This is a genomic window from Leptospira alstonii serovar Sichuan str. 79601 (assembly GCF_000347175.1).
Taxonomy (GTDB): domain Bacteria; phylum Spirochaetota; class Leptospiria; order Leptospirales; family Leptospiraceae; genus Leptospira; species Leptospira alstonii.
The window spans coordinates 1-17,876 of record NZ_ANIK01000053.1; the positions used below are offsets into that span (position 1 = coordinate 1).

17 protein-coding genes are annotated in these 17,876 nt (G+C 44.1%); 12 read left to right on the forward strand and 5 right to left on the reverse strand.

Annotation, left to right across the window (positions count from 1 at the left end):
• The first annotated feature begins 568 nt into the window (after positions 1 to 568).
• Positions 569 to 1,651, forward strand: a complete 1,083-nt coding sequence (locus LEP1GSC194_RS11515; protein ID WP_020773775.1) for an LIC10774 family surface protein — start codon at positions 569 to 571, stop codon at positions 1,649 to 1,651.
• Positions 1,652 to 1,680: 29 nt separating this feature from the next.
• Here the strand turns inward: LEP1GSC194_RS11515 and LEP1GSC194_RS11520 are convergent, their stop codons facing one another.
• Positions 1,681 to 2,421 carry an O-methyltransferase gene (locus LEP1GSC194_RS11520; protein ID WP_020773787.1) on the reverse strand — a complete coding sequence of 247 codons (741 nt, stop codon included), beginning with the start codon at positions 2,419 to 2,421 and terminating at the stop codon, positions 1,681 to 1,683.
• The gene (locus tag LEP1GSC194_RS11525; protein ID WP_020773767.1) at positions 2,418 to 3,602 is read right to left on the reverse strand and encodes an acyl-CoA dehydrogenase family protein; all 1,185 of its coding nucleotides are present in this window, start codon (positions 3,600 to 3,602) and stop codon (positions 2,418 to 2,420) included. Before LEP1GSC194_RS11525 ends, LEP1GSC194_RS11520 begins: the two co-directional genes overlap by 4 nt.
• A gap of 79 nt (positions 3,603 to 3,681) precedes the next feature.
• Between LEP1GSC194_RS11525 and LEP1GSC194_RS11530 the strand changes: the two genes are divergently transcribed.
• The 6 genes from LEP1GSC194_RS11530 to trpS all read left to right on the forward strand — a co-directional run bounded on the left by LEP1GSC194_RS11530 (position 3,682) and on the right by trpS (position 9,459).
• On the forward strand, positions 3,682 to 4,062 hold the full coding sequence (locus LEP1GSC194_RS11530) for an LIC10362 family protein (protein WP_020773772.1): 381 nt from the start codon (positions 3,682 to 3,684) through the stop codon (positions 4,060 to 4,062).
• 90 nt (positions 4,063 to 4,152) lie between these two features.
• Entirely contained in the window at positions 4,153 to 4,914 is a 762-nt protein-coding gene (locus tag LEP1GSC194_RS11535) for an electron transfer flavoprotein subunit beta/FixA family protein (protein ID WP_020773769.1), read from the forward strand.
• 11 nt (positions 4,915 to 4,925) lie between these two features.
• Positions 4,926 to 5,885 (forward strand): electron transfer flavoprotein subunit alpha/FixB family protein, encoded by a 960-nt coding sequence (locus LEP1GSC194_RS11540; RefSeq protein ID WP_020773773.1) that lies wholly within the window; start codon positions 4,926 to 4,928, stop codon positions 5,883 to 5,885.
• A 197-nt stretch (positions 5,886 to 6,082) separates the two neighbouring features.
• Positions 6,083 to 6,676, forward strand: a complete 594-nt coding sequence (locus LEP1GSC194_RS11545) for a LolA family protein (RefSeq protein ID WP_020773774.1) — start codon at positions 6,083 to 6,085, stop codon at positions 6,674 to 6,676.
• Positions 6,677 to 6,682: 6 nt separating this feature from the next.
• A complete protein-coding gene (locus tag LEP1GSC194_RS11550; RefSeq protein ID WP_020773770.1) occupies positions 6,683 to 8,494 on the forward strand; it encodes a hypothetical protein in 1,812 nt (603 codons plus the stop codon).
• On the forward strand, positions 8,491 to 9,459 hold the full coding sequence (trpS, locus tag LEP1GSC194_RS11555) for a tryptophan--tRNA ligase (RefSeq protein ID WP_020773765.1): 969 nt from the start codon (positions 8,491 to 8,493) through the stop codon (positions 9,457 to 9,459). The genes LEP1GSC194_RS11550 and trpS overlap by 4 nt, the downstream gene beginning before the upstream one ends.
• Before the next feature lie 10 nt (positions 9,460 to 9,469).
• Here trpS and LEP1GSC194_RS11560 read toward each other — a convergent pair whose 3' ends face one another.
• Entirely contained in the window at positions 9,470 to 10,630 is a 1,161-nt protein-coding gene (locus tag LEP1GSC194_RS11560; protein ID WP_020773785.1) for an LptF/LptG family permease, read from the reverse strand.
• Positions 10,631 to 10,841: 211 nt separating this feature from the next.
• On the opposite strand from LEP1GSC194_RS11560, the gene LEP1GSC194_RS11565 reads away from it, so the two are divergent.
• Entirely contained in the window at positions 10,842 to 11,315 is a 474-nt protein-coding gene (locus LEP1GSC194_RS11565; RefSeq protein ID WP_017808775.1) for a HEAT repeat domain-containing protein, read from the forward strand.
• A gap of 197 nt (positions 11,316 to 11,512) precedes the next feature.
• On the opposite strand, the gene LEP1GSC194_RS20865 is transcribed toward LEP1GSC194_RS11565, so the two are convergent.
• Positions 11,513 to 11,926 carry a DUF1761 domain-containing protein gene (locus tag LEP1GSC194_RS20865; RefSeq protein ID WP_020773763.1) on the reverse strand — a complete coding sequence of 138 codons (414 nt, stop codon included), beginning with the start codon at positions 11,924 to 11,926 and terminating at the stop codon, positions 11,513 to 11,515.
• A gap of 357 nt (positions 11,927 to 12,283) precedes the next feature.
• Between LEP1GSC194_RS20865 and LEP1GSC194_RS11575 the strand changes: the two genes are divergently transcribed.
• The gene (locus LEP1GSC194_RS11575) at positions 12,284 to 12,829 is read left to right on the forward strand and encodes a YbhB/YbcL family Raf kinase inhibitor-like protein (protein WP_020773760.1); all 546 of its coding nucleotides are present in this window, start codon (positions 12,284 to 12,286) and stop codon (positions 12,827 to 12,829) included.
• A 389-nt stretch (positions 12,830 to 13,218) separates the two neighbouring features.
• Positions 13,219 to 14,559 carry a PQQ-binding-like beta-propeller repeat protein gene (locus LEP1GSC194_RS11580; protein ID WP_020773757.1) on the forward strand — a complete coding sequence of 447 codons (1,341 nt, stop codon included), beginning with the start codon at positions 13,219 to 13,221 and terminating at the stop codon, positions 14,557 to 14,559.
• Between the two features lie 295 nt (positions 14,560 to 14,854).
• On the opposite strand, the gene LEP1GSC194_RS11585 is transcribed toward LEP1GSC194_RS11580, so the two are convergent.
• Positions 14,855 to 16,306, reverse strand: coding sequence for an SBBP repeat beta-propeller lipoprotein, LipL53 family (locus tag LEP1GSC194_RS11585; protein ID WP_020773786.1), 1,452 nt, complete (start codon positions 16,304 to 16,306; stop codon positions 14,855 to 14,857).
• A 177-nt stretch (positions 16,307 to 16,483) separates the two neighbouring features.
• Between LEP1GSC194_RS11585 and LEP1GSC194_RS11590 the strand changes: the two genes are divergently transcribed.
• A complete protein-coding gene (locus LEP1GSC194_RS11590) occupies positions 16,484 to 17,497 on the forward strand; it encodes a DUF2804 domain-containing protein (RefSeq protein ID WP_020773766.1) in 1,014 nt (337 codons plus the stop codon).
• Positions 17,491 to 17,868 (forward strand): DUF952 domain-containing protein, encoded by a 378-nt coding sequence (locus LEP1GSC194_RS11595; RefSeq protein ID WP_020773781.1) that lies wholly within the window; start codon positions 17,491 to 17,493, stop codon positions 17,866 to 17,868. The genes LEP1GSC194_RS11590 and LEP1GSC194_RS11595 overlap by 7 nt, the downstream gene beginning before the upstream one ends.
• Positions 17,869 to 17,876: the final 8 nt, after the last annotated feature.

Sequence of the window (17,876 nt, forward strand, 5' to 3'; positions counted from 1 at the left end):
GCTCCCGATGTATAGATTATCCTGCGGTATCCAACCCGCGAATATCAGTCTGATCAATCGTCGCGAATGCTTTTCTCTAACGAGTTAAACTATTTGATGATAAAAATGCGAAAAAATATTTACGGCTCGGTTGGGTGCGCCATATCAGGAGTCTGTCCCAAAACCGGAAAGGGAATTTGCGGTAGTTCCCGCTTATTAGGGATCAGTGGATAGGAATCAGATGTCAGGATTAAAATTTTTCCGTTTTATCCATTATGGCACGGAAGAGATCTGGATTTCATCGTTCGTTTAAAAACGTGGTAGTTCCCGCATTTTACGGATTTGTAACTTGAATGCGATAGTCGTCGTTCAACCGAACGTTATCCTTTTCTTCGCATAATTATGTTATTACGAACCAAACGCCTCCGCCTGAAGTTTTAGAAATTCTTTTTTTGGATTTTGATTTCGCTAATATTTAATTTATCATCTATGTTAAATTTTTGAAATAAAAATGATTATATGGCTCGAAGCTTGACAAAATTTCTGCTTTGTTGTAGAGTTCCAAACTCTTGAAACAAGGAGAATGAAGATGAAACAATTTTTAAGTATTTTTTTCGTTGTGTTGACGTTAGTCGGCTGTGCGTCGGAAAACGGTGGAAACAACAACTCTTCCCAATTACTTTTGGGAATCGTCAATAACCAGCCGGTGACCCTTACTCACCAGGAACGGAACTCTTCGGAACTGGTGATTATTGATATACCTATACATTATGTGGATTCCATTTCCGGAAGCGACTCCAATGCGGGTACTAAATCCGCACCCTACCGCACGATCACAAAGGCGATTTTAGCCTCCAAAGCCGACGGCACGAAAGTGATTTATGTTGCGCCCGGAACTTACGACACGTCCGTGGGGGAAACGTTTCCCATTTATATTCCGGATGGAGTGAACGTATACGGAGATATCAACGGAAAGGGTTTAGTCGGAGGTTCTTCTTCCCTTTACGCGGGGCCGCCTGGAACCACGCCAAAAACAGGACCTACTTGGATCAAAGGAGGAGGATTCGATATTTATCACACTTCTTGGAATACCGCGCTTATCCCGAAAAACAATTCTCAAATTGCCGGATTTAAAATCACCAATCCGAACCCGATGAGCCCCGGCGGTTATTTTACAAGAGGGATTTCCATGCAAAACTTCGTATCCATAAAGATTAAGAATAATACGATCACTGAAATTCCCTCGGGAGCTGGTATCTATTACGAAAATTTTACCGTAACGACTGTTGGCAGCGATATTATCTCGGGAAATCAAATCACTTCTAACTATTGGGGAATCGCCGATTACGGCCTTAGAACTTCCGATACCAAAGTAGAGAACAATTTCATTTCTCAAAATTTCGTAGGTGTCGCCACTACAACGGGACTTGATTTAGGACAGGGATCGACCGGAAGCGTAGGAAACAATACCTTTTCCTGCAACACATACGAGGATGTAGAGATAGGAGGAGGTAGTCTTGCCAAAGATCAATACGCGATGAATAACTATTGGGATCACTTTGCGCCTACAATCTCTTTGACTCATAGCGACGGCTTGGATATAAGAAATTATAGCAATGCAACTCTCATTTACTACGCGGGCGGAGGTGTGGCTCCAAACGCTTGTAACTAAAAAAAATGATCCTTCCCTCGTTTTCGATATCAAACGAGGGAAGGATCGTTGACGGATTTTTGAAATCGATTACGATTACTTTTTCTCACCAAAGAAACTCCGTCCGCAATCGGAATCATGCTGATGTCTACGTTTGGATCGTTACGAACGAGTTCGTTGAATGTTCGAATCCCTACGGTGGAAGTTTCTTGGTGAGTCGAATCGGCCACACTTCCGTCCCAAAGAACGTTATCCGCAATCAAAAGCCCACCGGGTTTGAGAAGTTTTAAGATCAAAGGATAATAGTTGGGATAATTTTCCTTATCCGCGTCTAAAAAAACCAAATCGACAGAACCCGGTCCGCAACCAAACCCCGGCGCCCAATCCGGCGAAGATTTTGAATCTAAAAGTACTTGCAAGGTTTCTAATGCAGATCCGATCTTCAAACGGATCTTAGGTTCAAGGTCGTTTTCCTTCCAGTATTTACGCGCAATCCTGGTCCATTCCTCGCTGATATCACAACAAAGAATTTTTCCGTCCGACGGAAGAGCAGAGGCAAAACAAAGGGAAGAATATCCCGTAAATGTTCCGATCTCTAGGATTCTTTTGGCGCCGCTAAGTTTGGTGAGAATGTTGAGAAACTGCCCTTCTTCCGGGCTAATTTGCATATTGGCTTGAGCCAACTTGCCGGTCTCTTCCCTTAACCTTCGAAAAGAGTCCGGCTCTCTTACTGAATTCCGGAAGATGTATTCTTCCAGTTTTTCCGTAAGTTGAATGTTCTTTCGACTCAAGGAGTTCCTTCGTAGATCTTTTTCAAGTCGGCTACGATATTTTTCTGCATCGCCTCGTTGGTTCCTCCTCCGATGGAAAGAAGAATCGAATCTCTATGCAATCTTTCCACGGGATATTCTCTGCAATATCCGTAACCGCCCAGGGCTTGGATCGCATTCCGAGACACTCGTTCCGCCATCTGAGTCGCCACTAGTTTTGCGGAAGCGGCTCCGAGAGAATTTCTGCTTTCAGGATTGATTCCGCTCGCAACCTGATACACAAGCGCGCGCGCAGCCTGATAGTCCGCATAAGATTCCGCTAAGAGCCTTTGGATTTGTCCGAACTCGGCGAGTTTCTTTCCAAACGCTTCTCTATGACGAATCGTATAATCCGCCATGATATCCACACAACGTTTTGCGATTCCCAAAGACTGAGCCGCAAGAGTGACTCTTTCGATCTCCAAGTTTCTCATCATGTGGACTAGCGCCCCGTCTTCTTGTCCGATTAAATTCTCCGCCGGAACTTCACAATCTTCGAATATAAGCTGAGTCGTCGGGGACGAACGCATTCCCATCTTCTCTTCTTTTTTACCCACGCTAAAACCGGGAAAGGAACTCTCTACGAGAAAGGAGGTCGGCTTTTTAGAGTCCTTGCTCATTTTTGCATATACTAAGAATACGCTTCCCGTGTTTCCGTTCGTGATGTACTGCTTGGAACCGTTTAACACGTATTTGTCGCCTTTTTTCACGGCGAGGGTTCTCATTCCAAGAACGTCCGTTCCCGCTCCGGGTTCGGTCATTCCCATTCCGCCGATCCATTCTCCCGAAATCACTTTCGAAAGATACTTTGATCTTTGTACGGGACTGGAACTATGATAGAAATTATTTACGAACAACACTTCGTGCGCCAAATACGAGAGCATAAATCCCGGATCGTATGCGGACATTTCTTCGTGGATGATGACCGCGGCAACCGCGTCCATTCCCATTCCTCCGTCTTCTTCCGGAACCGTAACTCCGTAAAGTCCGAGTTCGGAACCGATTCTTCGAAAGAGCGCGAGGTTGAAGGTTTCGTGGTCGTCGTGTTCCTTCGCTTGTAGATCCATATTCTCTTTTGCAAATTTTGCGACGTTTTCCCTAAGCGCGAGGTGGTTCTCCGTCGGGTTGAATAAATCATTCGGTTTTTCAAGTACAGCTCTCATGTTGTCCTCTTCTCTAATATCCTCTTTCCCAAGACTAAAACAGCTCGACAGAGAATCTTTGTTTTCCAAAAACTATCTTATGATCTACGCTCTGATTTTGACAATCCTTTGTGGGCTTTTTTTCTTTCTATCTTACGGCTTATCTCAAAAATCGAATGCTCTTTTACAAAAAGATTCAAAAGGCGCGGATTCTTTTCCGAACCAATCTTCAAAAGAAAGTAAATTTACCGTTTTTAAACCGTCCGTTTTTCGTTTGAAGTTTCAGGACGCTCTTCATTCTCCTTTTCAAAAAGAATCCGTCTTTCTACTTCTGTCTCTTTGCACTTGGATGCTTTTACCCTTATTTTGGGGGCTGACTTTTTTTCTAAAGACGGACGCGAACGTTTTGATCGTAATCGGATTTATGGTTTGGACTTATTACTGGTTGAAATATCTTCTTTCGACCGATGAAACCGCTTAGATCGGACCTGTTTAAAAAAGTGGTTTGCACGACATAGACGCAAGATTTTTGTGTTTAACAGCACTAATTTTTTTTTGGAGTACCCATTTAATGAAAATCATCGTATTAGTGAAACAGGTACCTGACACCGAAACCAGTATTAAAGTAGGGGATAAATCCATCAACGAAGCCGGAGTCAAATGGATTATCTCTCCCTATGATGAATTTGCTATCGAAGAAGGGATCAGACTGCGTGAAAAACACAGCGGCGAAGTAATCGCCGTTTCGCTCGGACCGGACAGAGTCGTAGATGCTCTTAGAACCGCTTACGCTATGGGAGCCGATCGTGCGGTTCACATCAAAGTGGATAATTACGTTCCTTTCGACACAAACAATACTGCGGAACTGATCGCGAACTTTGCGAAAGCGGAGAACGCGGACGTAATCATCGGAGGAAGACAATCCATCGATACGGATTCTTCTCAAGTTGTGGTTCAAGTTGCGGAACTCCTCGGAATTCCTCACATCGCATTTGCCGTTAACCTTGAAATCAACGGAACCGCCGTAAAGGCCACAAAAGAAGTGGAAGGTGGAACTCAAACCGTTGAAACTTCCACTCCGGTCGCCCTTACCGCACAAAAAGGATTGAACGAACCTCGTTACCCTTCTCTCAAAGGAATTATGACCGCTAAGAAAAAGCCTGTGGAAACGAAATCCACCGCGGATCTCGGAAACCCTGCTAGCAAAATCGAAGTTGTAGGACTGGAACCTCCTCCGCCAAGAATTCCCGGTAGAAAACTGGAAGCCGCAGATGCGAATGCTTATGCAGCTCAACTCGTAAAAGCTCTCAGAGAAGAAGCTAAGGTTATATAAGGAGAACACCAGTGAGCAACGTATTAATTGTTGGCGAATTGAAAGACGGAGAACTAAAAAAAATCTCCAGGGAAATCACATCGGCAGGAAGAAAGATCGCCGATTCTATCGGGGGAAAAGTTATAGCCCTGTTGATCGGAAGCGGCGTTGAAAAACACGCTCCTGAATTGGCCGCCGTCGGAGCGGATTCCATCATCACCGTGAACTCCGGCGAATACAACGCCGAAACCTATTCCAATCAAGTTGCAGAAGTGATCAAGGCGCAAAACCCTGCGGTAGTCCTTCTTCCGCATACTTCTCAAGGAAAAGACTATTCTCCTCGTGTGGCCGTAAAGGTCGGAGCGGGAATCATCGCAGACGTAGTCGGATTTTCCGTGGACGGAGGAAAGGTCGTAGCGAAAAAACCGATTTATTCCGGAAAGGCTTACGCAAATTTTAAAGTTACAAGCGCGATTCAAGTTTTTACCGTTCGCCCGAACTCTCAAGAGATCACTCAAAAAGCGGGTGCGGGCGCTGTGGAAGCCGCTTCTCCGGCTGCTGGCGACGCAAAAGTAAAAATCGTTTCTACGGACTTGAGCGGCGGTTCTAAGGTTCAGTTGACGGAAGCTTCGATCATCGTATCCGGCGGTCGCGGTATCAAAGGACCTGAAAACTGGCCTATCTTGCAAGAACTTGCAGACACGCTCGGAGCGGCTCTCGGTGCATCTCGTGCGGCCGTGGACGCAGGTTGGATTTCTCACTCTCACCAAGTCGGACAAACCGGTAAAACCGTTTCTCCAAATTGTTACATCGCTTGCGGAATTTCCGGCGCGATTCAGCACTTAGCGGGTATGGGATCTTCCAAATATATCGTTGCGATCAACAAAGACGGAGACGCTCCGATCTTCAAGGTTGCAACTTACGGAATCGTAGGCGACCTGTTCGAGGTTGTTCCTGCGGTGACCGCCGAGTTCAAAAAAGTACTTGGATAATCAACCTGCGAAACGACCTATTTCGCGATCCGTAGAGAGCGAAATAAACCAAAAATAGCGGAGGGTAATTTTTGGTTATTCTCAGAATTGAGAATTTCGCGATCCGTAGAGAGCGAAATTGCATTAGAGGGAGTTGAGCATGAGTTTTTATTCAAAAAAGTACTTGGATAATCAACCTTCGCGCATAGTTTGAAACTATGGCATTTTTGAAAATCAGGAGAATCCTCCCGGGTGCCGCAGGGCTGATCTTAGTCTGCGGCATTTCTGTTTCAGGGGATCCTGGAAGAGACAGACTCGGCGCTCTCTTAGGAAGAATGGGTGAAATTTCCAGCCTAAGAGCGAGTGTAACAATCAACAACGAAATATCGGGAACACTTTCCTTTAAGAAACCGAACTATTTACACGTCAAATTTTCCGACGGCAGGGTCGTATCTTCCAACGGAAGATTTCTTTGGTTTTATTCTCCCGCAAGGGCGATTGTAGGAAAACAGGATCTGCGCGGAAGTTCCGGAGGAGTTTTCGGTTTGCTCGGCGGTTATGAAGAAGTAACCCAAGTCGGTGGATCGATCCGGCTCAAATCGCCCACCAAAGCATACGAAGAAATCGTAGTGACTATGAACTCGGATAACACTCCCAAATCTTTAAGAATGAAACGTAGAGGAAGCGCGGAATACACTTCGATCAGTTTTTCCGGCGTACAGACAAACGTGGGTCTTTCCGCTTCTTTGTTCAACTTTAGCGCTCCTTCCAGCGCACAGATCGTCGAAAATCCGCTAAACGAAAAGGAATAAACTCTCTTGCCTGGAAGTTCAAGGACCGACGCCCATAAGACATTCGCGGATCTCTATAGAAAACAGAGAAGCCCCGAACATCAGGAGCAGATCGACGAAGTCATTCAAAAATCGAACGATATCTTCATTCGTATCGATTTGATGAAAAAGGTCGACGAAGAGTTCGAGAAAAAGAGACAGGAAGAAAATAAAAAACCGGAAGAAGAAGATAGATCCAAAAAAAGTTCCGATAAAACTTCCGCTCCTACAAAACCCGCCGCAAAACCGGCTCGAAAATCCGAAGCCGGGATCGGATTTTTGGCGAACCTCTTCGGTGGAAATCCGGCGATCAATAAATTTGCAAGGGAATCGGGAACGATCGACGTAGGTTTTTTAGGAAGGAAACTGCAGGTTTCTCCCGGAGTTCATAACCTATTCAAATTTTTAAAAGAAGATCAGATCATCGCGACGATCCAGGCGCTTCGATTTTGCGAACAACAGGGTTGGAGATATTGGAAGCCACTCGTATATAACGTTGTTCTAAACTTCAACAAACTTCTAAACAGCATCATATCTTTGGATAGTTTATTTATCGACCAGATCTCTCCCGAAATTTTTTTGAATCGCGCGACTAAATTAGAACTTTATTATGCAAGACATTTGAGTCGGGGGGATTGTAAGGATATCGTTATGACGGAGGTTCCCGAACTTATCCGTAAGGACGAAAAGCTGGTTCCGAAAATGCCGCAGATTATGACGGGGCTTTCTTACGGTCTGAACCTCGAAGACGGAAAACCTAAAATGTCGGATTCGATCCGGGCCTTTCATATCGTCGCAACCAAACGAATGATCACTTGGGACGAAATCGTTCAGCAGCTCAATATTCCTCCGATCAATGAAACCAAATTCCAAGGTTCTCCCGATATCATCAAAGAAGTGGAAACTACGTTGCTTCGTCTTGCGGACGACATCCAGACGAGATTGAACCGCAAGGAGGAACTGCAAAACCTAAGGGAGAGATATTTTAAAATCGACGATAAGGGAAGGATGAATTTCGACTTCCTGAACCTGATCGTAGACGACTACTTTGAAAATCACGTTCCCGAAAACATGCAATCCGCATCGCTCAAATCCTCGTTTAAAGGAACGCCTCATAAACTGATGTATTTATTGCTGAGGGATTTCCAAGCTTCGTTCGCTTCGATTTTGGAGGGGACCGTAAAGGTAGGTTCTAAAAATCAGAGTAAAGACGTGATCATTATGCTTCCCGGTCTTTTTAAAAGCGATATCGAACAAATTAACAATCTGCTTCGTCTTTTGGATGCGTTCAACAAAAAGTATCCGAGTTTTCAATACAGTTTCGCAACTTACAACGAACATACGACTTCGACCGTGGGAGTGGAAGATCAGATCACTCAGAATCTTTTGAAGTTGCTCGGAGACGCCGCTGCCTTTATGGGAAAATTCGCGGAGAAGATCAATATACTTGTCGAAAACCATTTACTCGCAAAACAATACGAGGCTTCGGGCAAACTGAACGAAAGAGTTTTGATTTCCAAGGAGAAAGTGATCGAAGAAATCAAAATTCTTCATCGATTTATTCCTTACTGCGACTCGACGATCGTTTCGGGAAATCGATTGAACGGAAAGACTTTGGATTTTGCCTTTTTGGAAATGGCGAAACTTTTTTACAACTATGCCGTGATCTATAAAGATAAAACCACGATCACTAAGTTGACCTTGCATAAAAAAATAGATGCGGAACTCGGATCGTTGATGAAAGAATACGAAAGACTTGCCGGTAAATCCTACGATACAAAACGAACGGAGGAAACATGAGGATTCTCACAGGAGTCCAACCCTCCGGTAAACTTCACTTAGGAAATTTTTTCTCCGTCATTCGAAAACTCAAAGAATACCAAAGTTCAACCGACCTTTTTTGTTTCGTTGCGGATCTGCATTCTTTGACCACGTTCTCCTCGAAAGAAAAACAAAACGAGAACACCTTTAACGCAGTCTGCGATTTTTTAGCTCTGGGAATCGATCCGGATCAATGTACGTTTTGGCTTCAATCCTCCGTTCCGGAAGTAACGGAACTCGCTTGGTATCTGAGTCATTCAATTTCAGTCAATCAATTGAGTTTGGCGCACTCTTACAAGGATAAAGTGGCAAAGGGTTTTCATCCCGGCGGCGGGCTTTTCTTTTATCCGGTATTGATGGCGGCGGACATTTTAGGTTTTGATAGCGATCGGGTTCCCGTCGGTAAGGATCAAAAACAACATCTGGAATACGCGAGAGACATCGCATCGAGTTTTAATCGGGAAGTCGGCTCCGTATTCAAGATTCCCGAGCCCGAAATCGACGAAACGACCGCGTTGGTTCCAGGAACGGACGGACAGAAAATGTCCAAGTCTTACGGAAACACGATCAACTTTTTCGATTCCGAAAAAGAACTTAAGAAATCCATAATGTCTATTACGACCGACTCGGCGGGTATAGACGAAGCCAAGGATCCGTCCAAAAGTCATATTTATTCGATTCATTCCTTGTTTTTGGATACGAAGGGAAAGGAAACCCTCAAACGGAAGTTTTTAACTCCCGGAACCGGATACGGAGATCTTAAGAAACAACTTTTGCAGGATACATTGGATTACTTCGCGCCTTATCGTAAAGAACGGGAAAAAATCGGCGCCGACAAATCCTACGCGGAACAAGCCTTGAAAAAGGGAAAAGAAAAAGCCCAAAAGACGATCTCCGACGTTCTCGATCGGGTTCGTAAGGAACTGGGAATCTACCGGTTTTAAAAATAACGACTTAAAGATTCATACGACGAAACATCCAGAAACACAATCCCAAAAACAAACCGGGTGTAATCCAAACTCCGACGAATGGCGGTATTACTCCGTTCTCTCCCAAGGATTTACCGGCTGAATTGAATATATAATAAATCAAAACCACTCCGATTGTGATTCCGAGAGACGCGACTCCCGCGGTCTTTTTCGTAAAATAACCGGCAATCGTTCCGATCAACGTTACGATGATCGTCATCATAGGCAACGCAAAGACGGAATGTTTTTCGGTGAGAACGTCTCCGTAAGAAAGTCCTTTTTGAATTCTTCTTTTTTCCTCTTCTTTCAACTGGAAGAGATTCATCTCTTCCACCGAACCCGCAGGAACCTTAAAGTAGGCGGGATCTTCCGGAAGTTCGTATTCTTTTTCGACAAAGGATTCCTGCGAACTGAGTTTTAGGTCGTTGTCGAAATGCCATTCTTCCACCGTTTTCATCTTCCAGAGTTTGGTTTCGTAGTTGTACTTCGCCTTTAAGGAGGAAATTACGGTTTCCGGAGATCCGTCCGGCCGAAGTCGAATGTAATTGAATCCGCCGTTGATCTCGTCCTTGTCCGGATCGTAAAAATACAAATAATAAAATCCTTCTTTTCCTTTTACGTGAAATTGATACACGCTGTTGGCGAGAGTTCCCATTCCTTCGGTGAGAGTATCGTGTTCTATCTTGGCGAGTTTGTTGACCGGTCTTACGATGAGCTCCGTCGCGAAGAGCATCACGATCCACATTAGGATTCCGAATAAGATGAGCGGCGCCACGATTCTAAAAAAGGAAACTCCCGCAGCCATCATCGATACGAGTTCTTTGTTCACTGAAAACTGACCGACCGTAAAACAGATCGAAAACATCAGAGACATCGAAACGACGGTAGTCGATATAATCTTGGGAAGACTGTAGACTAAAAAAAGAGCCACATGATATCTAGGAGCTTTTGTAGTCGTAAAATTTCGCATGTTGTCGTTTACGAGAGAAAGGAGCATGATTCCGGTCAGAAGTATAACGGTTCCGATAAAGATCTTGAAGAATTCTCCGAATAGATATTTATCCAAAATTCTCGGTGGAATCAGTTCCTTTTTCCATTTGCGGAAAAAGGATTTGAGAGAATGAGGCCGGAAAGAAATTGCAGACATATTTTTCTTTTTAGAAACCTAGGGCCATTCTGACCGGGTTTCTGCAAATGGCAACACCTTCGCGATCTCTCGCAGCTCGTTTACCGGTCTGTTTCTAAAGAATCGTTTTCAAAACGATCCTATCGAAAAACTCCGGCAAAGATATCGACGGCAATTTTAGATTGACGATTCCGTTTCATCGCGTGATTCTTCCGAGGGAAAGGAGTCACTCATGAAATTTCGTTCTCTTACCATTCTTGCGCTCGTTGTTTCTTTTACATCCGGCGCGCTTCTTGCGGAAAAATCCACCGAAGAACATATCAAAGCTCTTTCTTCCGGTTCCGATTCCGAAAAATACGAGTCCGCAATCGCTCTTGGAAAGAATAAGGAAAAGTCCGCAATTCCGGAGCTGATCCATCTTCTCAACCGTAATAACGAACCTAAAGTCGCGACGGCTGCTGCGATCGCTTTAGGAAAAATTGCGGAACCCGGTGATGCGACGATCGCTCTGAAAAACAAAATCATCTCCTCCGAAAACGGAGATATCGTTTATGCTTCTTTGGCTTCTCTTTTGAATATCACCACAAAAAGCGAAAAGCTGGAAGATTCCACAAAAGAAGCTTTCGAATACGCGGATAAGAATCGCAGGGGAGACGAGTTCGTTGCCGACTTTTTGGATCTGATCAAAAAGAAGTTAAAACTTTAATTATCCGCTCCGTAGTTGTTTTGTTTCTGCGGAAATCGGATCTGTCATCCGGAAACGATTTTCCGCAGAAAATAAAAGAATCAAAAAATCTTCAAACCTCGTATCGATCCGTTTATTCTGTTTTAAACCGAAGATAAAAAGTCGAATCCCTCGCTTCTTACGATTCCCCGACATAAAAACCAAAAGCGAGATACACGTTAACCGATTCCGAGAACACAACCTCCGATGATGAAACTCAACAAAGTATTGCCGGCATTCAAGGCGATAAATCGGAATGATTTTCCCTTGGGCTCCCATAAATTTCTTGAAACATCGTCAAGGACCAAAAAGAAAAACGCGAGAATTCCGCCGATCAAAGCGGATGTTCCCGTGGATCGATAATCCATTTTCCCTAAGATCCAATCCAAAGCCGAAAACTGGACGAAGGAAATTGCAATGGCCGCAAAATAGACAAACCCCGCGTGACCTTTATTCAAATCCTTCTCCTGAACGTCCTGAAGTTTCATCCACAACTTACCCAATGTGGTGTACCAGATCATACCCACGATAAAGGAAGCGACCGTTGCCAAAACCACGGGTAAAGGACGAATTCCATAAAATTCTATAAACATAAATCACTCCTAAAAAATTAAAAAAATCACTCTAAACCGAAACAACTTTTTGTCCGTTCGAATTATTTCAATTTTCTTTTTTCCAAATTCGTTTGCATCGCATCAAAGATGCAGGTTCTTAAATAGCGAATTTTGAATCATTCCACGTTCAATATTTCGACCGGTATTTTCAAGGGTTTCCGATCCGGAATATCGAATCCGAAAGCTTACGTTTTTTTCATATTCAAAATCCTTCAACTTCCCCGAAATCGTAAAAAATCCTTACGATTCCGGAGTTTTTTTTAAAAAAACTATCCTTGCATCCTCTTGATTTTTATCGGACTATGAATTCCACATTTCCATAGGAGAAATTTGTTCATGAAAATCAAAGGTTTTGTATGCGTGTTTTTGCTCAGTGTTACTTTACTTCAAGCGGAATCGTTTGAATTGAAAAGCCCCGAACTGACATCGGGTAAACTGATCGCCAACGAACAAGTGTTTAACGGTTTCGGATGTTCCGGTGGCAACGTTTCTCCCTCGTTATCTTGGACCGGCCTTCCGAAAGACACCAAAAGTATCGCGTTGACGGTTTACGATCCGGACGCTCCGACCGGAAGCGGTTGGTGGCATTGGGTGGTTTTTAATCTTCCGGCAACCACAACTTCTCTTCCTGCAAACGCCGGAAACTTGGAAAAAAATCTTCTTCCTAAAGAAGCGATTCAAAGTAGAACCGACTTCGGCGCTTCCGGTTACGGCGGTCCTTGCCCTCCTCAAGGCCACAAACCGCATCGTTATTACTTTACCGTTTATGCGCTCAAGGATAAGATTCCTGCGGATCAGAATTCTTCCGGAGCTTTGATCGGTTTTTACATCAATCAACTTAAAATCGGTGAAGCTAAGATTTTAGCAAAATACGGCAGATAAAAATTACGACAACGAAATTCGCTCGGCCGCGCCCGCGTATCACGATTTGTAAAGAGCGATCGGATCGTTCTTGCACGGGCCGGGCTCTCCGAGAACTCAGTGCCTCTCCCTATGGGTCGAGTCACGGTGATCAAGTTATTGCAAAGAATTGTAAGGAACCGTAAATTCAATTTTTATAAAGCAATAACTTGACCCCGCATCGATCCCTCGCGGGTCGAATCACAGAATCCAGAGGTCGTATGGAATCGGAAGTAAGTCGGAAATTCGTTTTTTTCATATCCACGGATGCGAGCGAAGAAAGTTTTCCGAAACCCGTTTTGATCTCGCTCTAAATATTCTTTACAATTCGTCAATCCTCCCGAAACTTTCTTTTTCACAAGGAACCGTTAATGAAACGCATATTCGTTTTTCTCATTCTTCTGATTTGCGGTAGCTCCGTTTTTGCGCAAAATAATTCCCTTTGGCAGACGATTTTCGGAGGAGAGCAATACAACGGATTAAAACCGAACGAATGTCCCGAAGAACTTCCTTCGGGGGTCGTTTCTTTGAAGGATGAAAGTTACGTCGTAGTCGGTTCTTCGAACGATTGCGCGAAACAAGATACGAACGCCAAAGTCGAACAAAAGAAATACGGCGCGGCTTGGTCCGCGAAGATCGATTCTTCCGGAAATCCGGTTTGGTGGAAATATCTTTTTACGAGTAAACCCGTGGACATGGGAGGTTATACGATCAACGTTCACAACCACGATAGCATTCGAGGGGAAAATCTTCTCGCCGTTCAAGACGGAGGTTTTATCGCCGCGGGTTCGATCGGAAGCGGAACTTACAATCGAAAGATCGTCTTTTCGAAGTATGACGGACAAGGCGAACTCGTAGCCGATCGGATCATAGAAGCGAAAGAGATTTGCGACGACTTTTGCGGATTTGAAGACCCGCATCTATTTCACATTCAAGAACTCTCCAATGAAAAATTCAGAGGACTCGTTTCGGTTTCTCATAGGTTGGAAACGACCGAAAAACAAGGTAACACTACGATTATCGTCGACGGAATTAAGACCGGATTCTTTTACACGCTTTTTGGTAAGGACGGTTCCGTTAAAAGTTCAAAGTATATTCCGGATTTGGAATTTGCTCCGAGCGCAACCGTCGCTTACGAAGAAGGGATCATTTTTGCGGTAAGCACGGATAACGTGTCCGGAAAAGAATTTCAAAGGGATTTAATCGTTCATCGGTATGATTCAGACGGAAAACAACTCTGGAAAAAAAGATTAGGAACTCCTAACGCGGAGGATTTGGCGGTCTCTATCCTTAAACTTTCCGACGGGAATTTACTTTTGTCCGGGGGAATTTCCGGGCCGAACAACCAAGCGGTTTGGCTTTTGAAATTTTCTCCGAAGGGCGAGACGATCTGGGAAACCAAACAACGATTAGGCGGTCATAATTTTATGGGCCCGATCATCCAATCCCCGGATCTGGGATTTTTCGGAGTTCTTTCCGACGGAGAAGGTCCGATGACTGTCGTTAAGTTCGATTCCAACGGAAAAAAAATCTGGGAAAAGAAACATTCACAAAGACTTTATATGGCGCGTAAAATCCTAAAGAACGACAAAGGTTACGTGATCCTTTCTTACACGAAGAAAAAACCGGCTCAGTACATCGACGCGCTTCTGCTTCAAATGGATTGGGATGGAAACCTTTCCAAGGAAGCTTTGAGGAAAAATTTTCCTTAGAGAAAATTCCGAAACTTCGGGAATGAGTTTGTTCTAATTTTCATCAAAGACATTTCGATCCAACTCTAAATTCGATTTGAATGGAGTTGTTGAAAAAAATTTTAGATCACATTTTGTTTCATTAGAACGGACAATCCCGTGCGGTTTGATATTATGAATTGTTGAAAAATTAATTTTCATCCGTTTCCGTTTCATTGAAATGGACGATGGAAGCAGTTTTGTTAATCTGAGCTATGGAATTTTTCAACAACTCCAATAAACAAAGTGTGAGAGTTCCTAAAAAATCATACTAGCGTTATCTGAATTTCAGAAGGAATAGGTCGGGAAGTCCGGCCGGTTGAATTTCGTTTAGACTAGTATTGGTCAATCCAGCCCAATAAAAATTTCCTTGAGGGTCTTGTCGGATTCCGGTTCCCAACGTGCTTCCCATTTGTCGGGCCCATTCCCTATTTCCAAAAGAATCGTATTTGGTTAAAAAGGCGTCCTCGAATCCGATCGAATTCTCGCTTCCGTCCATTACGTTACCGTCGGTCCTACCGGTCGCATAAACGTTTCCTAACGCATCGGTTGTGATCGCGGTGATTTTAGTATTTCTACGACCGTCGATCGGACCCAGTTGTCGGATCCATTGTCTAACACCGGAAGAATCGTATTTAACTAAGGTTCCGCGAGAACTCGTTCCGCTTGCTCCTCCTGGATCGAAATTTGCGTTGCTCTTACCGCCGACAAAAAGGTTTCCGAACGTATCCAAAGTTACGGAGGTTCCTTCCGTAGTGTTTAATGCATTACCAAGTTGTGCGAAGAATTGTTTTCTTCCGGCTCTATTGTATTTAAGAATGAACAGGTCTTCGTTTCCCGCACCCGGAGTCGTATCGTTTTCAAAGTTTGCGTTTCCGGAACCGGTCACAAATACATCGCCCGTATCGTGTGCAACCACGACTCCCTCCGGAAAGATTTCGGCGCCGGGAATTGAAATCTGTATTCTCCAACGCTCGGTTCCGAACTCGTCGATCTTGAAAAGAAATCCGTTTCTACCCGGAGTTAGGCCACCGAAAGGTCCGTTCGACATTCCGACGATATAAGAAGTTCCGTTCGGATCTACGAAAATCTTTTCGGGAGAAACGGAATATCTTTCCCCTATAGGCCCCGTTTGTCTTCTCCAGACTTCTCTTCCGTTAGGATCGAATTTAATCACGAATAGGTCTCTTCCGCTCCTAAGCTCCTGTGCAAAATTACCCGTTGTGTTGCCGGCTATGTAGACGTTTCCTATCTCGTCCACTCCAACATCCACAACACTCAAATTTACGCCCGGGACTCCGACTTGTTTCGTCCAGATTACATTCTTTCGAGAATCGTATTTTCCGAGAATGATATCCCGGACTCCGATGGGATCCTCGTTATAAACTCCGCCGTCGGTACTTCCTGCGAGGTAGATAAATCCGTTCGTATCGATCGCGAGCCTTGAATCCACAGTATTTGCGTTAGGCGCTCCTACCAACAAAGTCCAACCTAACGCGTCGACATTTTCGTTAAAGGCGTCTAAGTTTTCAGGAAATACGTTTTCCACTAAGGCATTTTCGTTTTCGTCCAAGGTCTCCGAGTTTTCACGATAAGCGGAACCGACGTTACCTTGAAGTATGGTTATCCACCAGTAGTTGTTCGTTTTGGGATCGGAGATGTTGAACAATCCTCGTATGGGTGAGCAAGCCTGAAGGAATATGAAAAGAAGAATACAAAAACGAACCATGATGTTTTTCCTAACTTAGTATCTTTTTCGACTCAAAGGATCGGAGATAATATGAAAAGAAATTTTCGGAGGAATAGGTTGTTTCATCCTATCCGAAAGACGACAACAAAGATGAAAGAAAGAAGTCGACTTCATAAGTGATATCCGTGCTGATAACTTAAAAAGAGTGTTCTTAAGATGAACTTAGAGACTGAAATTAGACAAGAAACGAATCTTTGCGACAAAGCCGGAAATCTCAACGTAAACGCTGTGGGCTGGTCCAAAAAACCGTTACACAGATGTAACCTAAGCGGACACTACTTGAGAAAGAAAAAATGGAATTACTGGTGTATTTACGACGAAAATTTTTTGATATCCTTTACGATCTCGGATGTGGATTACGCGGGAGTCGTTTTTGTTTATTGGCTCGATCGAAAAACTGGAAATTTCGAAGAGGGAACGGTTCTCACACCTTTTGGATCGGGAGTCAGCCTCGGCCAACTCGTGGGAAGCAACGCGACGTATGTGGGTAAGAGTGCGCGTCTTCAATTTTTCAGAGAGGAAGAAGGATATCGTCTTTCGGTAAACATCTCGCTCAAAAATAAAATTCCGGTTCAAGCGGAGATCGCGGTTCCGGTTCCCGAAAACTGGGAAACGTTAAACGTAGTCGTTCCTTGGTCCAAAAGAAGATTTCAGTTCACCGAAAAATTGTTCGGCGTCGGGGCGAGGGGAATCGTACGTTACGGGGCGATGGAATATAAATTCGAACTCGAATCTTCCTTTGCATGTATGGATTACGGAAGAGGTATCTGGCCGTATTCCACAAAATGGAATTGGGCTTCTATGGTGGCGCATAACGCAGGCGATACGATCGGGATGAATTTGGGCGCCGGATGGACGGATGAGACCGGAACGACAGAAAACGCGATCTTAATCAACGGGAGAATTTATAAAATACCTTCCGACGCGGTTTTTGAAGTCGATCGGGAGAATTGGATGAAACCTTGGCGTCTTTATACGAAAGATTCTCAAGCGATCGATTTTCGGTTCGTACCGGAGTATCATAGAAAGGCCGCGACAAATACGGGAATTCTCGCGTCAACCGTTCATCAGATGATCGGAAAGTTTTCGGGAGTGATCCGACTCGGAAAGAACGAATATAAAATAACCGACGGCCGGGGTTGGGCGGAAGATCATATCGCAAGATGGTAACTCCGTTCAAAGATCTCATCTATAACCTCGCGGCCAAAAAAGACTACGAAGAAGCTTTGAAACAAGGATTCTATATTACGGATTCTTTAAGTTCCGAGGGATTTATTCACAGCTCCAAGAAGAATCAAGTGGAAGACACGGCAAACCGAATTTTTTTCGGTCGAAAAGATTTGGTTCTGCTGATTGTGAACGTGAGTCGATTGAAATCTCCTTTGAAGTACGAGGCTTCCGCATCTGTTCGGTTTTCCAAAGAAGACGGAAGAAATATATTTCCGCATATTTACGGTCCTTTGAACGTGGATGCGATTGAAGAAGTTCTTGAGATTTTACCCGGCAAAGACGGAAGATTTGATTTTTCATTTTTGGATTGAACTCAAGT